The sequence below is a fragment of the Microbacterium sp. genome (genome assembly GCF_011620665.1).
Lineage (GTDB): Bacteria > Actinomycetota > Actinomycetes > Actinomycetales > Microbacteriaceae > Microbacterium.
In genome coordinates, this window is record NZ_WOYQ01000014.1 from 34,286 (window position 1) to 51,582 (window position 17,297).

Genomic DNA, 17,297 nt, shown 5'->3' on the forward strand with positions numbered 1-17,297 from the left:
TTGACGCTTTGCGTTATATCCTGATCGTGTGATCAGATCGTTCGGGAGCAAGGACACCGAGCGACTGTGGCGTCGTGAGCGGGTGCCGTCGATCGATCCTCGGATTCATTCGGTGGCGCTGCGCAAGCTTCGTCAGGTGGGGTCTGCGGAGTCGCTCGATGATCTCCGTGTTCCCCCAGGCAACCGGCTCGAAGCGCTCAAGGGCGATCGGGTCGGTCAATACAGCATCAGGATCAACGACCAGTGGCGGATCTGCTTCGTGTGGACCGATGCTGGGCCAGAGGAGGTGGAGATCGTTGACTATCACTGACAAGATTCCCCCGATTCACCCGGGTGAGGTGCTCATGGAGGACTTCATCAACGGGTTCGACATCACGCAGAACCGCCTTGCGGTGGCCATCGGGGTGTCACCACGGCGGATCAACGAGATCGTTCACGGCAAGCGTGGAATCACCGCGGACACAGCACTGCGCCTGGCAAAGTACTTCGGCACGTCCGCGGAGTTCTGGATCAATCTGCAGAGTCACTACGAGCTCGATCGCGCCGAGGACCTCGCGGGGGAGCAGATCGCGTCGATCACCCCGCTCAGGGTGGCGTGACCGTGATCACACCGACAGGGCGTCTCGTCTGCCCAGACGGCGACGAGACGGCGATCGTCCTCCGTCACCGTGATCGGCATGTCGAACTCACGCGCGCTGAACCGGGGTGCCGTTTCTTCCGTGTCGAGCCGACGTCTGATCCTCTCGTCTGGACCGTGTACGAGAGGTTCGTGGACGAAGCGGCGTTTGACTCACATCAATCACGAGTTCGAGCAAGCGACTGGGGCAGAGCCACGGCCTCCATCGAACGGGACTACGTCATCGAATCCGCCGCTGGCTCCGGATGACGCTGCATCCGAGGCCGGATACCGTTCTGCAACGCAACTCGGCGGAGTTCCGCTTCAACGTGTGACGTCGGTGCCGTCGTCAGCCGACGGTCCGTGCGCCGCCGCCGGCGGCCCGGCGCCCGACGGCGAGCCAGGCCACGGCACCCACGACGGGGAGCGCCAGCACGATGATCACCCAGACCAGCGCCGGTGGCGCGGTGAGGAGCTTCGCAGCTCGGGCGAGCGAGACCAGAGCGATGACCGTGAGCGCTGAGGCGGCGACGGCGACGATCGTCCACGCGACGTCATAGGCCGCCGGCAGGAGAGGGTTCACAGCGCTGAACATGGCCTGACTCTATCGAGCCCGGCAGCCGCTCGTCCACGCCGGATGCTGAGGAGATCTACCGCCCCTGCCGCTTCTTGTAGGGCTTCGGCTGGCCCTTCACGATGGGTGCGCGGCCAGCGCCTTTCGACGCCCTCGCCTTGCCTCCGGTCGCGCCCTTCGGGTGAGCGGCAGGTGCTGCCGGTGCGTCCGAGATCCGGCGGTTCGCCTCCTCGAGGAGGAGAGTGCCGGCGGGCGTGAGGGACCACGGGGTCGTGTCACGGGTCATCAGGGGATGCCCGACTTCGGCCTCGAGGCGAGCCATCGACGCATAGAGCGATGCCAGGGAAATGCCGAGGGCATCGGTCGCGCGCGGAAAGTGAAGGTCGGCGGCGGCGACCGCGACGAAGCGGCGCAGGTCGGCGAGCTTCACTCGGGGTGTCCCCTCGATCTGTCGGGCGAGTCGCTCTCGCCCGTGCCCACGATACGCGTGCGGCGCGCTCATTAGGATGGTGGAGGCGGGATGATCCCCTCGGCCGCCACGTGACAGGGAGATCCCGACAGTGACGCAGGAGCGCCAGATCCTCGAGCCGGACGGCCGCGCCGTCGGATATGTCGATGAGGGCTCGGGTCCGGCGATCGTGCTCCTTCCGGCGGCGGGGCTCGATTTCGCCTATCTCGGGACGCTCGCCAGCATCCTCGTCGAAGAGGACTTCCGGGTGGTCCGCATCGGGACGCGCTCGAGCGGACCTGCCACGATGCACGATCTGGCGCGCGACGTCGTCGACGTCATGGACGCGATCGGCATGCAGGACGCGTGGATCGGCGGCCATGCATTCGGCGGCGCCGTCGCCCGCACGGTCGCTCTGGACCACCACGACCGTGTCAACGGCATCCTGCTGCTGGGTGTGGAAGTCGGTGCCGATGCCGACCGCGGCGACGTGCTCGCGGCTGTGTTCGGTGGCGACTATGTGCCGGACGCGGTGCTTGAAGCACGGCATCACGCAGCTCTCACCGTGACTCCGCGGCCCGATTGGGCGACGATCGCACCGGACACTCCGACCCTCGTCATCCAGGGGGCGAGTGACACGATCACGCCTCCGAGCAACGGGTCGGCCCTGCAGGCGTCGGCTCCGGCGCTCGTCAGCGTGAAGGAAGTCGACCACGCCGGGCACCTGTTCGTCGTCACTCACCCCGGTGAGACGTCATGGTTCATCGAGGACTATCTCGACTGGGATTGAGCACCTCACGCCCGCCGGATCCTGCATCCGGTGCAGGGTCTACGATGAGGGAATGGCTACATCGAATCTTCCCGTACCCACTCTTCAGCCCGTTCCCGACGAGCAGAACCTGCTCACGGTCGCCTCGGCGGGCGCATCGTGCTGCGGGGGCGGATGCTGCAGCACCACCTGACCCGGTGATCGCCCGTCCCGCCTCCGGCGGGGACTGAGTGCCGGCGGCGTGGCACGATCGGAGCATGACCATCGTCCGCCGCTTTCCCATCCTCCTCCGCGGCCTCGTGAGTCTCGCCGTGGGGGTTGCGCTCGCCCTCGCCGCGGGGTCGGTGCTCGGAGGTGCGGCCGGCCTGCTGGTCGGCTGGTCGGGGGCGGCGCTGACCAGCGTCGTCTGGATCCTGGTTGTCACGTGGCCGATGGACGGCCCGGCCACCCGGGCGCACGCGACGAGGGAAGACCCGGGCCGCTCCATCGCCCGCGTGATCGCGGTGAGCGGCAGCCTGGTGAGCCTCACCGCGGTGGCGATCGTGCTGATCCAGACCCGCGATGCCGATCCGGTGCGTGCGTCCGTGCTGGCCGCGGTCGCGGTGGTGGCCGTGGCGTCGTCGTGGGCTCTGATCCAGGCGGACTATATGCTCCGCTACGCCCATCTCTACTTCGCCGACCCCGTCGGAGGGATCGACTTCCATCAGGACACCGACCCCTGCTATGCGGACTTCGGCTACTTCTCGGTGGGTCTCGGCATGACCTATCAGGTGGCCGACACCGACGTCAGCACGACGGGTCTGCGCCGTGTCGTCATCGCGCAGACCCTGCTTGCGTACCTCTTCGGCGCCGTCATCCTGGCCACGGTCATCAACCTGATCGCCGGACTCGGCTGATCGGGCCGGTACGCCTGCCGGCGCGCATAGGCTGGCCGGCATGGCAATGGGTGCGATGGGCGGCGGGCGCGGCGGTCCCGGAGGCCCGGTCGGCCACGGTGGGTTTCACGGCGTGGATGAAGCGGCGCAGAAGAAGCTGAACGCTCAAGCGCCCGAGATCGCCGATCTCGGTGCCCGGGTGGTCGCACTCTTCCGGCCCTACACCGGCCGGATCATCGTGACCGGCATCCTGGTCGTCGCCGGCGCGACGATCGGGGTGATCCCGCCACTGATCGTCCAGCGGATCTTCGACGACGCGCTGTTCCCCGTCGCCGGAGGCGGGCCCGAGCTCGGATTGCTCGTGCGGCTGGTGCTGATCATGATCGGCCTGTTCCTGCTCTCGGCGGTGTTGGGCGTCGCGCAGACCTGGTTCACCTCGACGGTGGGCAACGACGTCACCGGCGACCTGCGCGTGAAGCTCTTCGGGCACCTGCAGTCGATGGAGCTGGGCTTTTTCACCCGGACCAAGACCGGAGTGATCCAGTCGCGCCTGCAGAACGATGTCGGCGGCGTGTCCGGAGTGCTCACGAACACGGTCACCAGCATCCTGGGCAACGTCGTCACGGTCGCCTCGGCGCTGGTCGCCATGGTCATCATCGACTGGCGCCTGACCCTGATCGCGGTCTTCATGATGCCGATCCTCATCTTCGTGCAGCGTCGCGTCGGTCAGGTGCGGGCACGGATCGCCGGCGAGACCCAGGAGTCTCTGGCGGAGCTCACGTCGATCACGCAGGAGACCCTGAGCGTCTCCGGCATCCTGCTGTCAAAGGCCTTCAACCGCCAGCGCGCCGAGTCCGCCCGCTACAGCGACGAGAACGCGAATCAGGTGCAGCTGCAGGTGAGGCGCGCCATGAGCGGCCAGGGGTTCTTCGCCGTCGTGCAAGTGCTGATGGCGTCGGTTCCGGCGGTCATCTACCTCGTCGCCGGGTACCTCATCGCCGGGGGGACCGGCGCGATCACGGCGGGCACCGTCGTTGCCTTCACCACGGTGCAGGCGCGCTTGCTGATGCCCCTCATGGGGCTCATGCGCGTCGCGCTGGATCTGCAGACCTCTCGCGCTTTGTTCGCGCGCATCTTCGAGTACCTCGACCTCACGCCGGCGATCATCGATCGGCCGGACGCGGTCACGGTCGCCGACGCGCCTGGTCCGCTGGGACGGGTCGAGTTCCGCGATGTCGTGTTCCGGTATCCGGATGCCGCCGGCGCAGCACGCCCGACCCTGGGTGGCGTCTCGTTCGTCGCGGAGCACGGCCAGCACGTCGCCTTCGTCGGGCCGTCGGGAGCGGGCAAGACGACCATCCTGTACCTCGCGCCGCGCCTGTACGAAGCCTCGGGAGGAACGGTGCTGTTCAGCGGTGCGGACGTTCGGACGCTCACGCAGGAGTCGATCATCGATCACGTCGGGATCGTCTCGCAGGAGACCTACCTGTTCCATGCCACGATCCGCGAGAACCTCCGCTACGCCAAGCCTGGTGCGACGGATGCCGAGCTCGAAGCCGCGTGCACGGCCGCCAGCATCCACCACGTCATCGTGGGGTTCGAGCGGGGCTACGACACGATCGTCGGGGAGCGCGGATACCGCCTGTCGGGCGGCGAGAAGCAGCGCATCGCGATCGCGCGCGTTCTTCTGAAGGATCCGCCGGTCCTCCTGCTGGATGAGGCGACGAGCGCGCTGGACACCGTATCGGAGCGCATCGTGCAGGAAGCGCTCGACACTGCGGCGCGCGGGCGCACGACTCTCACGGTCGCGCACCGCCTGTCGACGGTGATCGGTGCCGACGTCATCCATGTCGTCGATGCCGGACGGATCGTGGAGTCCGGGACGCACGCCGAGCTGCTCTCGAACGGCGGCTTGTACGCCGAACTCGCCGCTCAGCAGATGGCGGCTTCACAGATCGAGGGCATCGTTGCCGCAGAGGGTCCCCACGACCTCCCGGATCGTCGAGCCGATCGGGCGCCGGTCGGTGCCGCCGGTCACGATGCCACCCTCCTCCTCACCGCCGATGTGAGCGATACGGGTGCGCTTCCCGTGCTGGAACCCGACTCGGAAGCGCCGGGGGACGAACGCGTCTGGTCCCACCGGAGCTGAGCCCTCAGCTGCGGACGGCGGCGACGGACGCAGCCACCGCATCGGCGACTGCGGCCAGATCGTCGCGGAGATCATGCCCGAACGTGAAGCGGACGGATGTCTGCGCGACGTCGGGCGGGATTCCGAGCGCGAGGAGGACGTGTGAGGGTTCATCCGCCCCCGCGGCACACGCCGACCCGCTCGAGGACACCACGCCGCGGCGTTCCAGCTCGAGGAGCACGGCTTCGCCGCTCGTCCCCGCGAAAGTGAAGCTCGCGGTTCCCGGCAGTCGGTGCACCGGGTGGCCGGTGAGCTGCGCGGTCGGCACCCGTTCCAGAACGCGCGCGATGAAGGCGTCGCGCAGCGCCGCGACACGCGTCGCGGCCTCTTCGCGTTCGGCCTCGGCGAGCTCCAGCGCGATCGCGAACGCGACGGCACCGGCCACGTTCTCGGTGCCGCTCCGGCGGTCACGCTCCTGGCCGCCGCCGTGCAGCAGAGGTTCGAGCGGGAGGCGGCCCCGCACAGCGAGCACTCCCGTGCCCTGGGGTGCGCCGATCTTGTGACCCGCGATCGACAGCGCGTCCGCGCCGGTGTCCCGAAGTGGCAGCCATCCGGCGGCCTGGACCGCGTCGAGGTGCAGGGGGACGCCTGCTGCACTCGCGACGCGGGCGAGCGCAGCGACGTCCTGGACCGTCCCGATCTCGTTGTTCGCGTACCCGACGGTGACGAGGGCCGTATCCGTGCGGATCGCCGCGGCGACGGCATCCGGGTCCACGCGCCCCGTCTCGTCGACCGGCACGCGCGTGACGGCATAGCCGTGCACCCGCTCGAGGTAATCGCATGACGCGAGCACCGCCTCGTGCTCGATCGGGGTCGTGATGATGTGCACGGGCCCACCGCGGCGCAGTGCTGCACCGATCGCGAGCCCCTTGATCGCGAGATTGTCGGACTCGGTGCCGCCCGCAGTGAAGACGATGTCACCCGCGCGCATGTCCAGGACCGCCGCGACCCGGTGTCGTGCATCGTCGAGGGCGGATGCCGCGGCCTCGCCCACCGTGTGGTGACTGGACGGATTTCCGAACCGCTCGGTGAGGTACGGGATCATCGCCTCGAGCGCCTCCGGACGCACCGGGGTGGTGGCGGCGTGGTCGAGGTAGAGCATCAGCCGCCGGGGCTCACGCGCACGTCGAGCCCGAGGTCGAGGGCCCGTGCCGAGTGGGTGAGCGCACCGACCGAGATGACATCGACACCCGTTTCCGCGATCGAGCGGACGGTCTCCAGCGTCACCCCGCCGGATGCCTCGACGGTCGCACGGGCGGCGATCTGCGCGACGCCGATGCGGAGGTCCTCGAGCGAGAAGTTGTCGAGCATGATCGTGCCGATCCCCGCCGCGAGCACCGGTTCTATCTGGTCGATCCGGTCGACCTCGACTTCGACATGGGCCGTGTGCGGCAGCCGGGCGGTCGCCGCCCGCAGGGCGGTCGTGAGGTCGGTCCCGCCCGCTGTGAGCACGGCGAGATGGTTGTCCTTGGCCATGACCGCGTCGGACAGCGAGAAGCGGTGATTGCGGCCGCCGCCGGCGATGACCGCGGCGCGTTCGAAGGCGCGGAGCCCTGGAGTGGTCTTGCGGGTGTCGGCGATGCGCGCGCCCGTGCCGGCGACCGCGGCGACATAGCTGGCGGTGAGCGTTGCAATGCCGCTCATCCGCTGGACGAAGTTCAGCCCGATCCGCTCGGCCTGCAGCACGCCGCGCGCGGGTCCCGCGACGGCGGCGAGAATCGCGCCCGCCGCGAACGTCTCGCCGTCCGCGACGCGGAGGGCGACCTCGATGCCCGGATCGGTGAGGGCGAAGGCGGCCGTGAACACATCGCCGCCGCTGAAGACCCCCGCCTCGCGCGCGACGAGGTCTGCGGTCGCCGTGGCATCGATGGGGATCAGGTACTCGCTCGTCAGATCGCCCCACGGCGCGTCCTCTTCGAGTGCAGCGGCGACGACGCGGTCGATGTGAGCGAGGCTCAGCATGCCGCCTGCTCCAACGGGCGCTCGGCTGGTCCGGGACCCAGTGCGGGGAGCGCTGCTTCGGCCGCCGCCGCCGGCAGGCTGCGCAGAATCGTGTGCACGCCCGCCGGTGGCGGATCGCTTCGGAAGTGCGCCCCCACCGAGCCGGGGCGAGCGAGGGAGGCTGCGACGAGGGCTTCGGCGACGACCAGCAGGTTCTCGTCCTCGAGCTGGGACTCGGTCTCGGCCACTCGCGTCTGTGCCCGCCACGCCGCGATGAGGGATGCCGCGTGCGAGAGGCCGGCGGAGTCGCGCACGAGACCGGCATGCTCCCAGAGGAGGCTCTGCAGTCCCGCCCGCGTGAAACCTTCCGCGGTGGCCGCGGCTGCCGCGGCGGCCCTCGACGGTCGCCAGCCGACTCGCGCCGCTGCCGCGGGCCACGTGCCGGAGGCCGCATCCGCCGCGAGCACGTCGCCGGTGCGCGCGCCGAAGACGGCACCCTCGAGCAGCGAGTTCGAGGCGAGACGGTTCGCGCCGTGCACACCGGTGCGGGCGACCTCGCCGACGGCGTAGAGCCCGCCGAGGCTGGTCCGCCCGAACAGGTCCGTCCGTACGCCGCCCATCAGATAGTGCGCCGCGGGCGTCACCGGAATCGGCTCGCGCGCCCAGTCGAGTCCGCGTTCGCGCACAGCCGCGTCGATCGTCGGGAACCGACGGGCCAGGAACGATGTCGTCTGCTTGCGAGTCGGACGCAGTCCGGTCGCATCCAGCAGCACGGGGCGACCGGACTGTCGCTCCATGGCTTCCGAGATCGCACGCGCGACGACATCGCGGGGTGCGAGTTCCGCGTCGGGGTGCGCCTCGAGCATGAACCGCCGACCCTCCTCATCGCGCAGAACGGCGCCCTCACCGCGCACCGCCTCCGACACGAGGAACGCCGCGCCGATCGCGAGCACCGTGGGGTGGAACTGGACGAACTCGAGATCGGTGACGGCGACCCCGGCGCGGAGGGCCGCGGCGATGCCGTCGCCGGTGGCGACGGGCGGATTCGTCGTGTGCGCGAACAGCTGCCCCGCGCCGCCGGTGGCGAGGACAACGGCATCCGCCCGAACGGTTCGTCGAGTTCCGGTGACCCCCGGCGCGTCACCGATCAAGAGGTCGACCCCCGCGACGCGCGCGGGGTGACCGGCCGCCACGAGATCGACGAGAAAGGCGTGCTCGATGACCTCGGCGCTGCTCGCGCGCACGCGTGCGACGAGCGCTCTTTCGATGGCGGTGCCGGTCGCATCACCTCCCGCGTGCAGGATGCGCGGATAGGAATGCGCCGCTTCGAGGCCCTTCATGTATGAGCCGTCTTCGCCACGATCGAAGGCGACCCCGAGCGCGACGAGCTCACGGATCCTCTCGGGTCCGTCGTCGACGAGCACGTGCACTGCGGCGGGGTCGCTGAGACCGGCGCCGGCGACGAGGGTGTCCCGGATGTGGTCTTCTGCCCGATCGTCCTCGAACATGACGCCCGCGATGCCGCCCTGGGCGTAGCGGGTGTTGGCGTGCTCGAGAACGTCCTTCGTCACGACGGTGACCTGGCAGCCCGCGTCCACGGCGTGGAGGGCGGTCACGAGTCCCGCGATGCCTGATCCGACGATCACGACGCGCACCGGCCCCTGAGTCCCGTCGGTGGGAGCCGGCGCCTGTCGGCGCGTCATGGCTTGGCCGCCAGCATCCGCTCGAGCGCGATCCGGGCGGGGCCGGCGACATCTTCCGGCACCGTGATCCGGTTCAGCACCTGGCCGGCCACGAGCGCCTCGAGCACCCACGCGAGATAGCCGGGGTGGATGCGGTACATCGTCGAGCAGGGGCAGACCACGGGGTCGAGGCAGAAGATCTCGTGCTGGGGATGCTGGGCTGCCAGTCGCTGCACGAGGTTGATCTCGGTGCCGATCGCGAAGGTCGTCGGCTCCGTCGCGGCCATGATCGCCTTGCGGATGACGTCCGTCGACCCGGCGGCGTCGGCGGCATCCACCACCTCCATCGGGCACTCGGGGTGCACGATGACATGCACTCCGGGGTGCTCGGCACGCGCCTTCTCGATCTGGTCGACCGTGAAGCGCCGGTGCACAGAACAGAACCCGTGCCACAGGATCACGCGCGCATCCGCGAGGGTTTGAGCGTCTGATCCGCCGAGGGCTCTGCGCGGGTTCCACATCGGCATCTGCTCGAGGGGGACCCCCATGGCCTTGGCGGTGTTGCGTCCCAGATGCTGGTCGGGGAAGAACAGCACCCGGCGACCGCGAGCGAACGCCCATTCGAGCACCGTGCGGGCGTTCGAGGAGGTGCACACGATTCCGCGATGGCGCCCGACGAAACCCTTGATCGCCGCTGACGAGTTCATATACGTCACCGGGATCACCGGGACGAGGCCGTCGGCGTCGGGCGTGTCGAGGTCGCCATAAAGCTCGCCCAGCTGCTCCCAGCACTCTTCGACCTCGTCGATCGAGGCCATGTCTGCCATCGAGCAGCCCGCAGCGAGGTTCGGAAGGATCACGGCCTGCTCCGGCCGGGAGAGCAGGTCGGCGGTCTCGGCCATGAAGTGGACCCCGCAGAACACAATGGCTTCGGCATCGGGGTGCTCGAGCGCCGCATTGGCGAGCTGGAACGAATCGCCGACGTAGTCGGCGTGGACGATGACCTCTTCGCGCTGATAGAAGTGGCCGAGCACGACCACACGGTCCCCGAGAGTGGCCTTGGCCGATCGGATCCGGGCGTCGAGCTCGGCCTCGGATGCCTCGCGATATTCTGCGGGCAGTTCGCCCTGGCGGGGTGACCCGGTCGGAATCACGTCGCCCATCGAAGAGCCGGGGCCGTATCCGGGGCGCGCGTCGAAGTCCCACGGCCCGGCGGCGAGGTCGGTGTTGCAGGTGTCGCCGGTGCTGCTTCCCGCGACGATCTCCTGGATGCGGTGGTCGACGCTCGCGTCCACGGGGCGAGGGGGGAGAGCGATGTTGATGGCGGTCATGGGTCCGGGCCCTTTCTAGCGGAGCGTGAGGGAGGAGTGCGGGAGCGGTCCGCGTTCGGCGAGTTCGACGTCCCGGTCGTAGCGGTAGAGGCGCGCGGGGCGATGACTGCCGGTGCGGAAGTCGTCGGTGGGGATGAGGGTGCTCGAGTTCTCGACCTGGCGCCGGAAGTTCGCCGGATCCAGGCTCCGCCCGAGGAGTGCTTCGTACACCTCGCGGAGGTCGGCGAGAGTGAACAGCTCGGGGAGCAGTCCATGGGCGATGCGGCTGTAGCCCACCTTGTTGCGGACGCGCCAGAGGGCGTAGCCGACGATGTCGTTGTGGTCGAAGGCGAGGTGCGGGAGGGTGACCGCATCGAACCAGGCGACATTCTCCAGCTCGGTTGCCAGCGTCGTGTCTTCGCGCACGAGTGCCCAGTACACGATTGAGATCGTGCGCGTGGGGGAGCGGTGGATGTCACCGAATGCATACAGCTGCTCAAGGAAGCTCGGCACCAGTCCCGTCGTCTCGGCGAGGGTGCGCGAAGCCGCCGGCTCCAGGTTCTCGGCGGCATCGAGCCAGCCTCCCGGCAGCGCCCACTGTCCCTCGTGCGGGTCGCGCGTGCGCCGAACGAGGGGGAGGACCACCCGCGCCCGCCCACCTGTGCGCTCACGACGCAGGCTGAAGATCACCGTCGAGACGGCGACCCGGATCTCATCCGTGAGCGAATCTGTTTGTGTCACTTTGACCCTAACCTCGGTCTCATCTTAGAGTCACATGCACCCGAAGATCAAGACGAGGCATCCGCTCAGGATCAGCGAGCCGCCGATTGCTAGCGTGGCGCACGGAGGTCACCGTGATCGTCGTCGACATCATCGCTGCGACCGCACTCCTGGTCGCGTTCGCGGCGGGAGTCGCGCGCGGATTCTTCGCGAGCCTCGGAACGATCATCGGACTCGTCTCCGGTGCGGCCGTCGCGGTCTGGGTCGTGCCGCTGCTGACGCCGCTGATCTCGGATCTCATTCCCGCCGGACGTTGGCGCACTGCCGCGCTCGCGGGCGGCGCGGTGGCGATCGTTTTCCTGACCACCGCGATCGGCGCTGGCATCGGTGCGGCGGTGCGTCGCGGTGTCGATCGCACACGGCTGCGGGGACTCGAGCGCCTGCTCGGTGGGGTGATGAGCGTCGTCGCGACGGCGCTCGCGCTGCTCCTGATCGCGTCGGGACTCAGCACGACCGGGCTCCCCGGCATCTCGCCGGCGATCGCGTCGTCCCGCGTCATCGGGTTCCTCGACTCCCTCACACCCGATCCCGTCGACGACGCGCTCGCCGCCGCGCGCAGCGCCCTGCTCGAGGACGGGCTGCCCCGCCTCGAGGCCGTCATCGGCACGATCGTCACCCCGGAGGGTCCGGCGATCGGGCTGGACGACCCCGAGCTGCAGACCGCGTCGGCATCCGTCGCGCGCATCAGCGGCACGGCCTATGCCTGCGGCGCCACCCTCACCGGCACGGGGTTCGTCGCGGCCGATGACCTCGTGCTCACCAACGCGCACGTCGTGGCCGGCGTCGGAAGTCCGGTCGTGGAGCTTCCGGGCGGATGGGTCACGGAGGGTCGGATCGTGTACTTCGATCCTGTCGACGATCTTGCCGTCATCGCTGTCGACGGGTTGGATGCCGAGCCTCTCCGGATCGCCGAGCCCGCCGCCCCCGGCACCCAGGCCGCGTTCCAGGGCTACCCGCTCGGCGGTCCCTTCCGCAGCGGGCCGGCGGGCGTCCTCTCGGTCGGGCCCGTTCCCGTACCCGACATCTACGACGCGTCCGTCACCCCGCGTCAGATCTATGCGCTCGCCGCCGACGTCCAACCCGGAAACTCCGGTGGTCCGCTCCTGTCGGGTGACGGCGCCGTGATCGGCGTGATCTTTGCACGCGGCGCCGAGGGCGAAAGGCGCGGCTATGCCATGACCACGGATGAACTGCGCCCGGCGCTGGCAGGCCTCGGTGCCCAGTCGCCCGACGTCGCGTCCGGCCAGTGCCTGCGGTGATCGCACGCTATGCTGGCAGGGCAACTGAAGACAGGCCGCATGACGTGTGCGGGAGAGCACCGGCATCCGACCCTCGAGGTCGCTGACGGGCACCGAAGGAGCAAGCCTCCCCGCCAATCTCTCAGGTCCGCGTACCGCTCACGTCCGGCCGCTCTGGAAAGCGATGCTGCCGCATCCGCCGACGGTGAAAACTCCTCGAATCTCGGTCCCCGAGCGCATCGCGGGGTGAAGCTCTCAGGCCCATGACAGAGGGGGAGTTCACAGGCGCCGAGTCCTCGCCGTCTGCCCGTTCGATCTCGGGAGAACTCGTGTCAGAACCCCGCTCCACCCCGCTCGCCGCACGCCAGGCATCGCTCGGCGCCTCCTTCACAGACTTCGGCGGCTGGTCGATGCCGGTGCGATACACCTCCGATCTCGCCGAGCACCACGCCGTCCGCACTGCTGCCGGCCTGTTCGACATTTCGCACATGGCCGAGTTCCGGGTCGAGGGCGCGGACGCGGCTGCGTACCTGGATGCCGCGCTTGCCGGTCGATTGTCGACGCTCGCGGTCGGCCGGGCCAAGTACTCGCTGCTGCTCGCGCCCGACGGCGGGATCATCGACGACCTCATCGTCTACCGTTTGAGCACCGACGCCTTCCTGATCGTCGCGAACGCAGGAAACCGCGCGCCCGTTGCGGAAACCCTCGCTGCGCGCACCCAGGGGTACGAAGGGGTCGGCGTCACGGACGTGTCGGACGACTATGCGCTGCTCGCGCTGCAGGGACCCGTCGCCGCCGAGGTGTTGCGGGGCGTCGCCGGTCTCAGAGACATCGCACCCGGGGTTGAGGATCTGCGCTACTACGCGTGGGCCGCGGCACGTTTCGCGGGCACCGAGGTGCTCATTCTGCGCACCGGCTACACCGGCGAAGACGGTTTCGAACTGCTGGCTCCGGCATCCATCGCGGTTCCTCTCTGGGACGAGGTGCTCGCTGCCGGTGCGTCCCATGGCCTCGTACCGGCCGGGCTCGCTGCCCGCGACACGCTGCGCCTCGAGGCCGGAATGCCGCTCTACGGGCATGAGCTGTCGCGCGCCACACTGCCGGTGCAGGCAGGGCTTGGCCGCGTCGTCGACGAGGATAAGAAGTCCTTCGTCGGCCAGGGCGCGGTCGCCGCTCCCGATGCCCCCGTGCTCGTCGGGCTCGTCGCCGAAGGTCGGCGCGCGGGTCGCGCGGGGTACGCCGTCTTGGATTCTGAAGGCGCGCGCGTCGGCGAGATCACTTCAGGTGCTCTCAGCCCCACGCTCGGCCACCCGATCGCGATGGCGTACGTCGCACCTGCGGTCAGCGCTTCGGGCACGGGGCTCTTCCTCGATGTACGGGGAACCCGCATCCCCACTACCGTGACCGCACTGCCTTTCTACCGGAGGATGAAATGACCGACCTGACCTCGCTCCACTACACCGACGAGCACGAGTGGATCGCCCTCGACGGCGATGTGGCCACCGTCGGCGTCACCGATTACGCCGCTGACAAGCTCGGCGACGTCGTCTTCGTCGAGTTGCCGGCGGTCGGCACGACCCTGACCGCGGGTGATGTCTGCGGCGAGATCGAGTCGACCAAGTCGGTCGGCGAGCTCTATGCGCCGCTGAGCGGCGAGGTCGTCGAGGTCAATGACGCGGTCGTCGACGACCCGTCGCTCGTGAACGCCTCGGCCTTCGGTGACGGGTGGCTCATCAAGGTGCGAGTCGACACCGTGGACGTCGACGGGCTCTTGGACCGCGATGCGTATGTCGCACTCACGGGCGGCGAGGCGTGAGCGCGCCGTTCGCCGCGCGCCACATCGGCACCGACGCCGCCGCTCAGCGGCAGATGCTCGATGCGCTCGGCTATGACAGCGTCGAGGCGCTCGTCGAGCGAGCGGTGCCGGCATCCATTCATGTCGACCCCCTGGTGCACACGGTTCCGGCGCTCCCCGAGGGGCTCCCTCGCGCCGTCTCCGAAGCCGACGCCCTCGCCGAACTGCGGGCGCTCGCGTCGCAGAACCGATCGGCGCGCTCGCTGATCGGACTCGGGTACTACGACACCGCCACCCCGTCGGTGATTCAGCGCAACGTCTTCGAGAATCCTTCCTGGTACACCGCGTATACGCCGTATCAGCCTGAGATCTCGCAGGGGCGCCTCGAGGCGCTGATCAACTTCCAGACGATGGTCGCCGATCTCACGGGCCTCGAGACCGCGAACGCGTCGATGCTCGATGAGTCGACGGCGGTCGTCGAGGGGATGCTGGTGGCACGCCGCGCCTCGAAGTCCGGGTCGAATGTGTTCCTCGTGGACGCGGATGCGTTCCCGCAGACGCGCGCGCTGCTGCAGCACCGTGCCGCAGCTCTCGGGATCGAGATCCGCGAGACACACTTCCGCCCCGTGGCGGTCCCGGGAGCCGGTGTGGCGGCCTCGGAATCGCAGCCGGTCACCGGGCTCGTCGAGGGGTTCGGCGCGTTCGTCCAGTATCCGGGCGCGTCGGGAGAAGTGTGGGACCCGTCTGAGGTGATCGCCGGTGTTCAGGCCCGCGGCGGCCTGGTCGTCGTCGCCGCGGACCTGCTCGCCCTCACTCTGCTGCGCTCACCGGGATCCCTGGGTGCCGACATCGCGGTCGGCACGACCCAGCGGTTCGGCGTGCCGATGGGATTCGGCGGACCGCACGCCGGCTACTTGGCCGTGCGCGCCGGCCTCGAGCGGCAGCTTCCGGGTCGCCTCGTGGGGGTCTCGATGGATGCCGTCGGTCAGCCCGCATATCGCCTCTCCCTGCAGACCCGCGAGCAGCACATCCGCCGCGAGAAGGCGACCTCCAACATCTGTACCGCCCAGGTGCTGCTGGCCGTCATGGCATCGATGTACGCCGTGTACCACGGGCCCGATGGGCTGCGGGTGATCGCGTCGGATGTCGCCGTCAAGGCGAGCCTGCTCGCGCAGTGGCTGACCGACGCGGGCAATGAGCTCGTGCACGATGTCTTCTTCGACACGCTCGTGGTGATGACGCCCGGTCGCGCCGAGCAGGTGATCGCGAGCGCCCGTGAGCGCGGCTACCAGTTGTGGTTGCGTGACGGCGACTCGGTGGGAATCTCGGTCGACGAGACAACCGAGATCCTGGATCTCCACCGCGTGGCCCAGGTCTTCGGGGGACCGCAGCAGCGTGCCTTCGGGTTCGTCGCTGGCGCAATGCCCACGCATCTGCCCCGCGGGCTGCGACGCGATGACGATTTCCTCACGCATCCGGTCTTCAACACCCACCATTCCGAGACGGCGATGATGCGCTACCTCAAGCAGCTCGCCGACCGGGACTACGCGCTCGACCGCGGGATGATCCCGCTGGGGTCGTGCACGATGAAGCTCAATGCGGCCACCGAGATGGCAGCCGTGTCATGGCCGGAGTTCGCGCGGGTGCATCCGTTTGCGCCGCTGGACGACGTTGCCGGCTACCTCGTGATGATCGAACAGCTCGAAAGCTGGCTCGCCGAGGTCACCGGATACGACGCGGTCTCGCTGCAGCCCAACGCGGGGTCGCAGGGCGAGCTGGCCGGACTCCTCGCGATCCGCGGCTTCCACCACGCCGCGGGAGACACCCACCGCGACGTGTGTCTCATTCCGTCGTCGGCGCATGGCACGAACGCCGCCTCGGCCACCCTCGCCGGGATGAAGGTCGTGGTGGTCGCGTGCGACGAGGCCGGAAACGTCGATCTCGACGACCTGCGTGCCAAGATCGCGGCGCACGCCGAGGCGTTGGCCGCACTCATGATCACCTACCCTTCCACGCACGGCGTCTATGAGCATGATGTGCTCGAGATCACGCAGGCCGTGCACGACGCCGGGGGTCAGGTGTATGTGGACGGTGCGAACCTCAACGCACTGCTCGGCTTTGCGCGGTTCGGAGACCTCGGCGGCGACGTGTCGCACCTGAACCTGCACAAGACGTTCGCGATCCCGCACGGCGGGGGCGGGCCCGGTGTGGGCCCTGTGGCCGCCAAGGCGCACCTCGCGCCGTTCCTCCCGTCGCATCCTCTCGCGCAGAGGGCCGAGCACGCGGGAGGGTTCGTGTTCGACGGCGGACCGGTCTCGGCCGCGCCGTATGGGTCGGCATCCATTCTGCCGATCTCGTGGGCGTACGTGCGGATGATGGGCGCCGCCGGTCTGCGCGATGCGACGGGTGCGGCGGTGCTCGCGGCCAACTACATCGCTGTGCGGCTGAAGGATCACTATCCGGTGCTCTATGCGGGCGAGGGTGGGCTCGTCGCGCACGAGTGCATCCTCGACCTGCGTCCGCTGAAGGAAGCGACCGGAGTCACGGTCGATGATGTGGCCAAGCGCCTGATCGACTACGGCTTCCACGCGCCGACGATGTCGTTCCCGGTCGCCGGGACCCTCATGGTCGAACCCACAGAGTCTGAGGATCTCGGTGAGATCGACCGGTTCATCGAAGCGATGATCGCGGTCAAGGCCGAGGCCGACGCCGTCGCCGCAGGGGAGTGGCCCGCGGACGACAACCCGCTGGTGAATGCGCCCCACACCGCGGAAGCGGTCGTATCGAGCACGTGGGATCACCCCTACTCGCGCGAACGCGCGGTGTACCCGCTGCACAGCCTGGTGCGCACGAAGTACTGGCCCCCCGTGCGCCGGATCGACAACGCCTACGGCGACCGCAACCTCGTCTGCGCCTGCCCGCCCATAGAGGCCTTCGCCTAACCCCCGCGCCCCCGCCCCGCCCCCGCCCCCGAGACACGCACTGTGCCCCGAGACACCCGTTGTGCACCAGTGTCTCGGGGCGCAACGGGTGTCTCGGGGGAGGGCGCGGGCGCGGGCGCGGGGCGGGGAGCGCGGCGGC

17 protein-coding genes and 1 riboswitch are annotated in these 17,297 nt (G+C 69.2%); of the genes, 10 read left to right on the plus strand and 7 right to left on the minus strand.

Features of this window, described 5'->3' with window-relative positions; translation table 11 throughout:
* The first annotated feature begins 28 nt into the window (after positions 1 to 28).
* From QZV81_RS02265 to QZV81_RS02275, 3 genes are read left to right on the plus strand one after another with little or no spacing between them, the layout of a single operon-like run.
* Positions 29 to 310, plus strand: a complete 282-nt coding sequence (locus tag QZV81_RS02265) for a type II toxin-antitoxin system RelE/ParE family toxin (protein ID WP_292831844.1) — start codon at positions 29 to 31, stop codon at positions 308 to 310.
* The gene (locus QZV81_RS02270; RefSeq protein ID WP_292831846.1) at positions 297 to 599 is read left to right on the plus strand and encodes a HigA family addiction module antitoxin; all 303 of its coding nucleotides are present in this window, start codon (positions 297 to 299) and stop codon (positions 597 to 599) included. Before QZV81_RS02265 ends, QZV81_RS02270 begins: the two co-directional genes overlap by 14 nt.
* A gap of 2 nt (positions 600 to 601) precedes the next feature.
* Positions 602 to 886, plus strand: a complete 285-nt coding sequence (locus QZV81_RS02275; protein WP_292831904.1) for an antibiotic biosynthesis monooxygenase — start codon at positions 602 to 604, stop codon at positions 884 to 886.
* A gap of 79 nt (positions 887 to 965) precedes the next feature.
* On the opposite strand, the gene QZV81_RS02280 is transcribed toward QZV81_RS02275, so the two are convergent.
* Positions 966 to 1,211 carry a PLDc N-terminal domain-containing protein gene (locus QZV81_RS02280; RefSeq protein WP_292831849.1) on the minus strand — a complete coding sequence of 82 codons (246 nt, stop codon included), beginning with the start codon at positions 1,209 to 1,211 and terminating at the stop codon, positions 966 to 968.
* Positions 1,212 to 1,266: 55 nt separating this feature from the next.
* Positions 1,267 to 1,620, minus strand: coding sequence for a LysR family transcriptional regulator (locus tag QZV81_RS02285; protein ID WP_292831852.1), 354 nt, complete (start codon positions 1,618 to 1,620; stop codon positions 1,267 to 1,269).
* Between the two features lie 130 nt (positions 1,621 to 1,750).
* Between QZV81_RS02285 and QZV81_RS02290 the strand changes: the two genes are divergently transcribed.
* The 3 genes from QZV81_RS02290 (at position 1,751) to QZV81_RS02300 (ending at position 5,431) form a co-directional block, all read left to right on the plus strand.
* Positions 1,751 to 2,428 carry an alpha/beta fold hydrolase gene (locus tag QZV81_RS02290; protein WP_292831855.1) on the plus strand — a complete coding sequence of 226 codons (678 nt, stop codon included), beginning with the start codon at positions 1,751 to 1,753 and terminating at the stop codon, positions 2,426 to 2,428.
* Positions 2,429 to 2,664: 236 nt separating this feature from the next.
* Positions 2,665 to 3,303, plus strand: a complete 639-nt coding sequence (locus QZV81_RS02295) for a DUF1345 domain-containing protein (protein ID WP_292831857.1) — start codon at positions 2,665 to 2,667, stop codon at positions 3,301 to 3,303.
* Between the two features lie 55 nt (positions 3,304 to 3,358).
* Positions 3,359 to 5,431, plus strand: a complete 2,073-nt coding sequence (locus QZV81_RS02300; protein ID WP_292831907.1) for an ABC transporter ATP-binding protein — start codon at positions 3,359 to 3,361, stop codon at positions 5,429 to 5,431.
* Positions 5,432 to 5,435: 4 nt separating this feature from the next.
* Here QZV81_RS02300 and QZV81_RS02305 read toward each other — a convergent pair whose 3' ends face one another.
* The 5 genes from QZV81_RS02305 to QZV81_RS02325 are packed head-to-tail and all read right to left on the minus strand — an operon-like array spanning position 5,436 to position 11,144.
* The gene (locus QZV81_RS02305; RefSeq protein ID WP_292831860.1) at positions 5,436 to 6,572 is read right to left on the minus strand and encodes a cysteine desulfurase family protein; all 1,137 of its coding nucleotides are present in this window, start codon (positions 6,570 to 6,572) and stop codon (positions 5,436 to 5,438) included.
* Positions 6,572 to 7,432: a carboxylating nicotinate-nucleotide diphosphorylase gene (gene nadC / locus QZV81_RS02310; RefSeq protein WP_292831863.1), complete on the minus strand. Its 861-nt coding sequence runs from the start codon at positions 7,430 to 7,432 to the stop codon at positions 6,572 to 6,574. Before nadC ends, QZV81_RS02305 begins: the two co-directional genes overlap by 1 nt.
* Positions 7,426 to 9,114: an L-aspartate oxidase gene (gene nadB, locus QZV81_RS02315; protein ID WP_292831866.1), complete on the minus strand. Its 1,689-nt coding sequence runs from the start codon at positions 9,112 to 9,114 to the stop codon at positions 7,426 to 7,428. Before nadB ends, nadC begins: the two co-directional genes overlap by 7 nt.
* A complete protein-coding gene (gene nadA, locus QZV81_RS02320) occupies positions 9,111 to 10,424 on the minus strand; it encodes a quinolinate synthase NadA (protein ID WP_292831869.1) in 1,314 nt (437 codons plus the stop codon). Before nadA ends, nadB begins: the two co-directional genes overlap by 4 nt.
* A 15-nt stretch (positions 10,425 to 10,439) precedes the next feature.
* Positions 10,440 to 11,144: an NUDIX domain-containing protein gene (locus QZV81_RS02325; RefSeq protein ID WP_292831872.1), complete on the minus strand. Its 705-nt coding sequence runs from the start codon at positions 11,142 to 11,144 to the stop codon at positions 10,440 to 10,442.
* Positions 11,145 to 11,257: 113 nt separating this feature from the next.
* Between QZV81_RS02325 and QZV81_RS02330 the strand changes: the two genes are divergently transcribed.
* From QZV81_RS02330 to gcvP, 4 genes are all read left to right on the plus strand, one after another.
* On the plus strand, positions 11,258 to 12,442 hold the full coding sequence (locus tag QZV81_RS02330) for a MarP family serine protease (protein WP_292831875.1): 1,185 nt from the start codon (positions 11,258 to 11,260) through the stop codon (positions 12,440 to 12,442).
* Positions 12,443 to 12,481: 39 nt separating this feature from the next.
* Positions 12,482 to 12,589: riboswitch (glycine riboswitch) on the plus strand.
* Between the two features lie 161 nt (positions 12,590 to 12,750).
* A complete protein-coding gene (gene gcvT, locus QZV81_RS02335; protein ID WP_292831878.1) occupies positions 12,751 to 13,857 on the plus strand; it encodes a glycine cleavage system aminomethyltransferase GcvT in 1,107 nt (368 codons plus the stop codon).
* Positions 13,854 to 14,237, plus strand: a complete 384-nt coding sequence (gcvH, locus tag QZV81_RS02340; RefSeq protein WP_292831881.1) for a glycine cleavage system protein GcvH — start codon at positions 13,854 to 13,856, stop codon at positions 14,235 to 14,237. Before gcvT ends, gcvH begins: the two co-directional genes overlap by 4 nt.
* A complete protein-coding gene (gene gcvP, locus QZV81_RS02345; RefSeq protein WP_292831884.1) occupies positions 14,234 to 17,158 on the plus strand; it encodes an aminomethyl-transferring glycine dehydrogenase in 2,925 nt (974 codons plus the stop codon). The genes gcvH and gcvP overlap by 4 nt, the downstream gene beginning before the upstream one ends.
* The last annotated feature ends 139 nt before the right edge of the window (positions 17,159 to 17,297 follow it).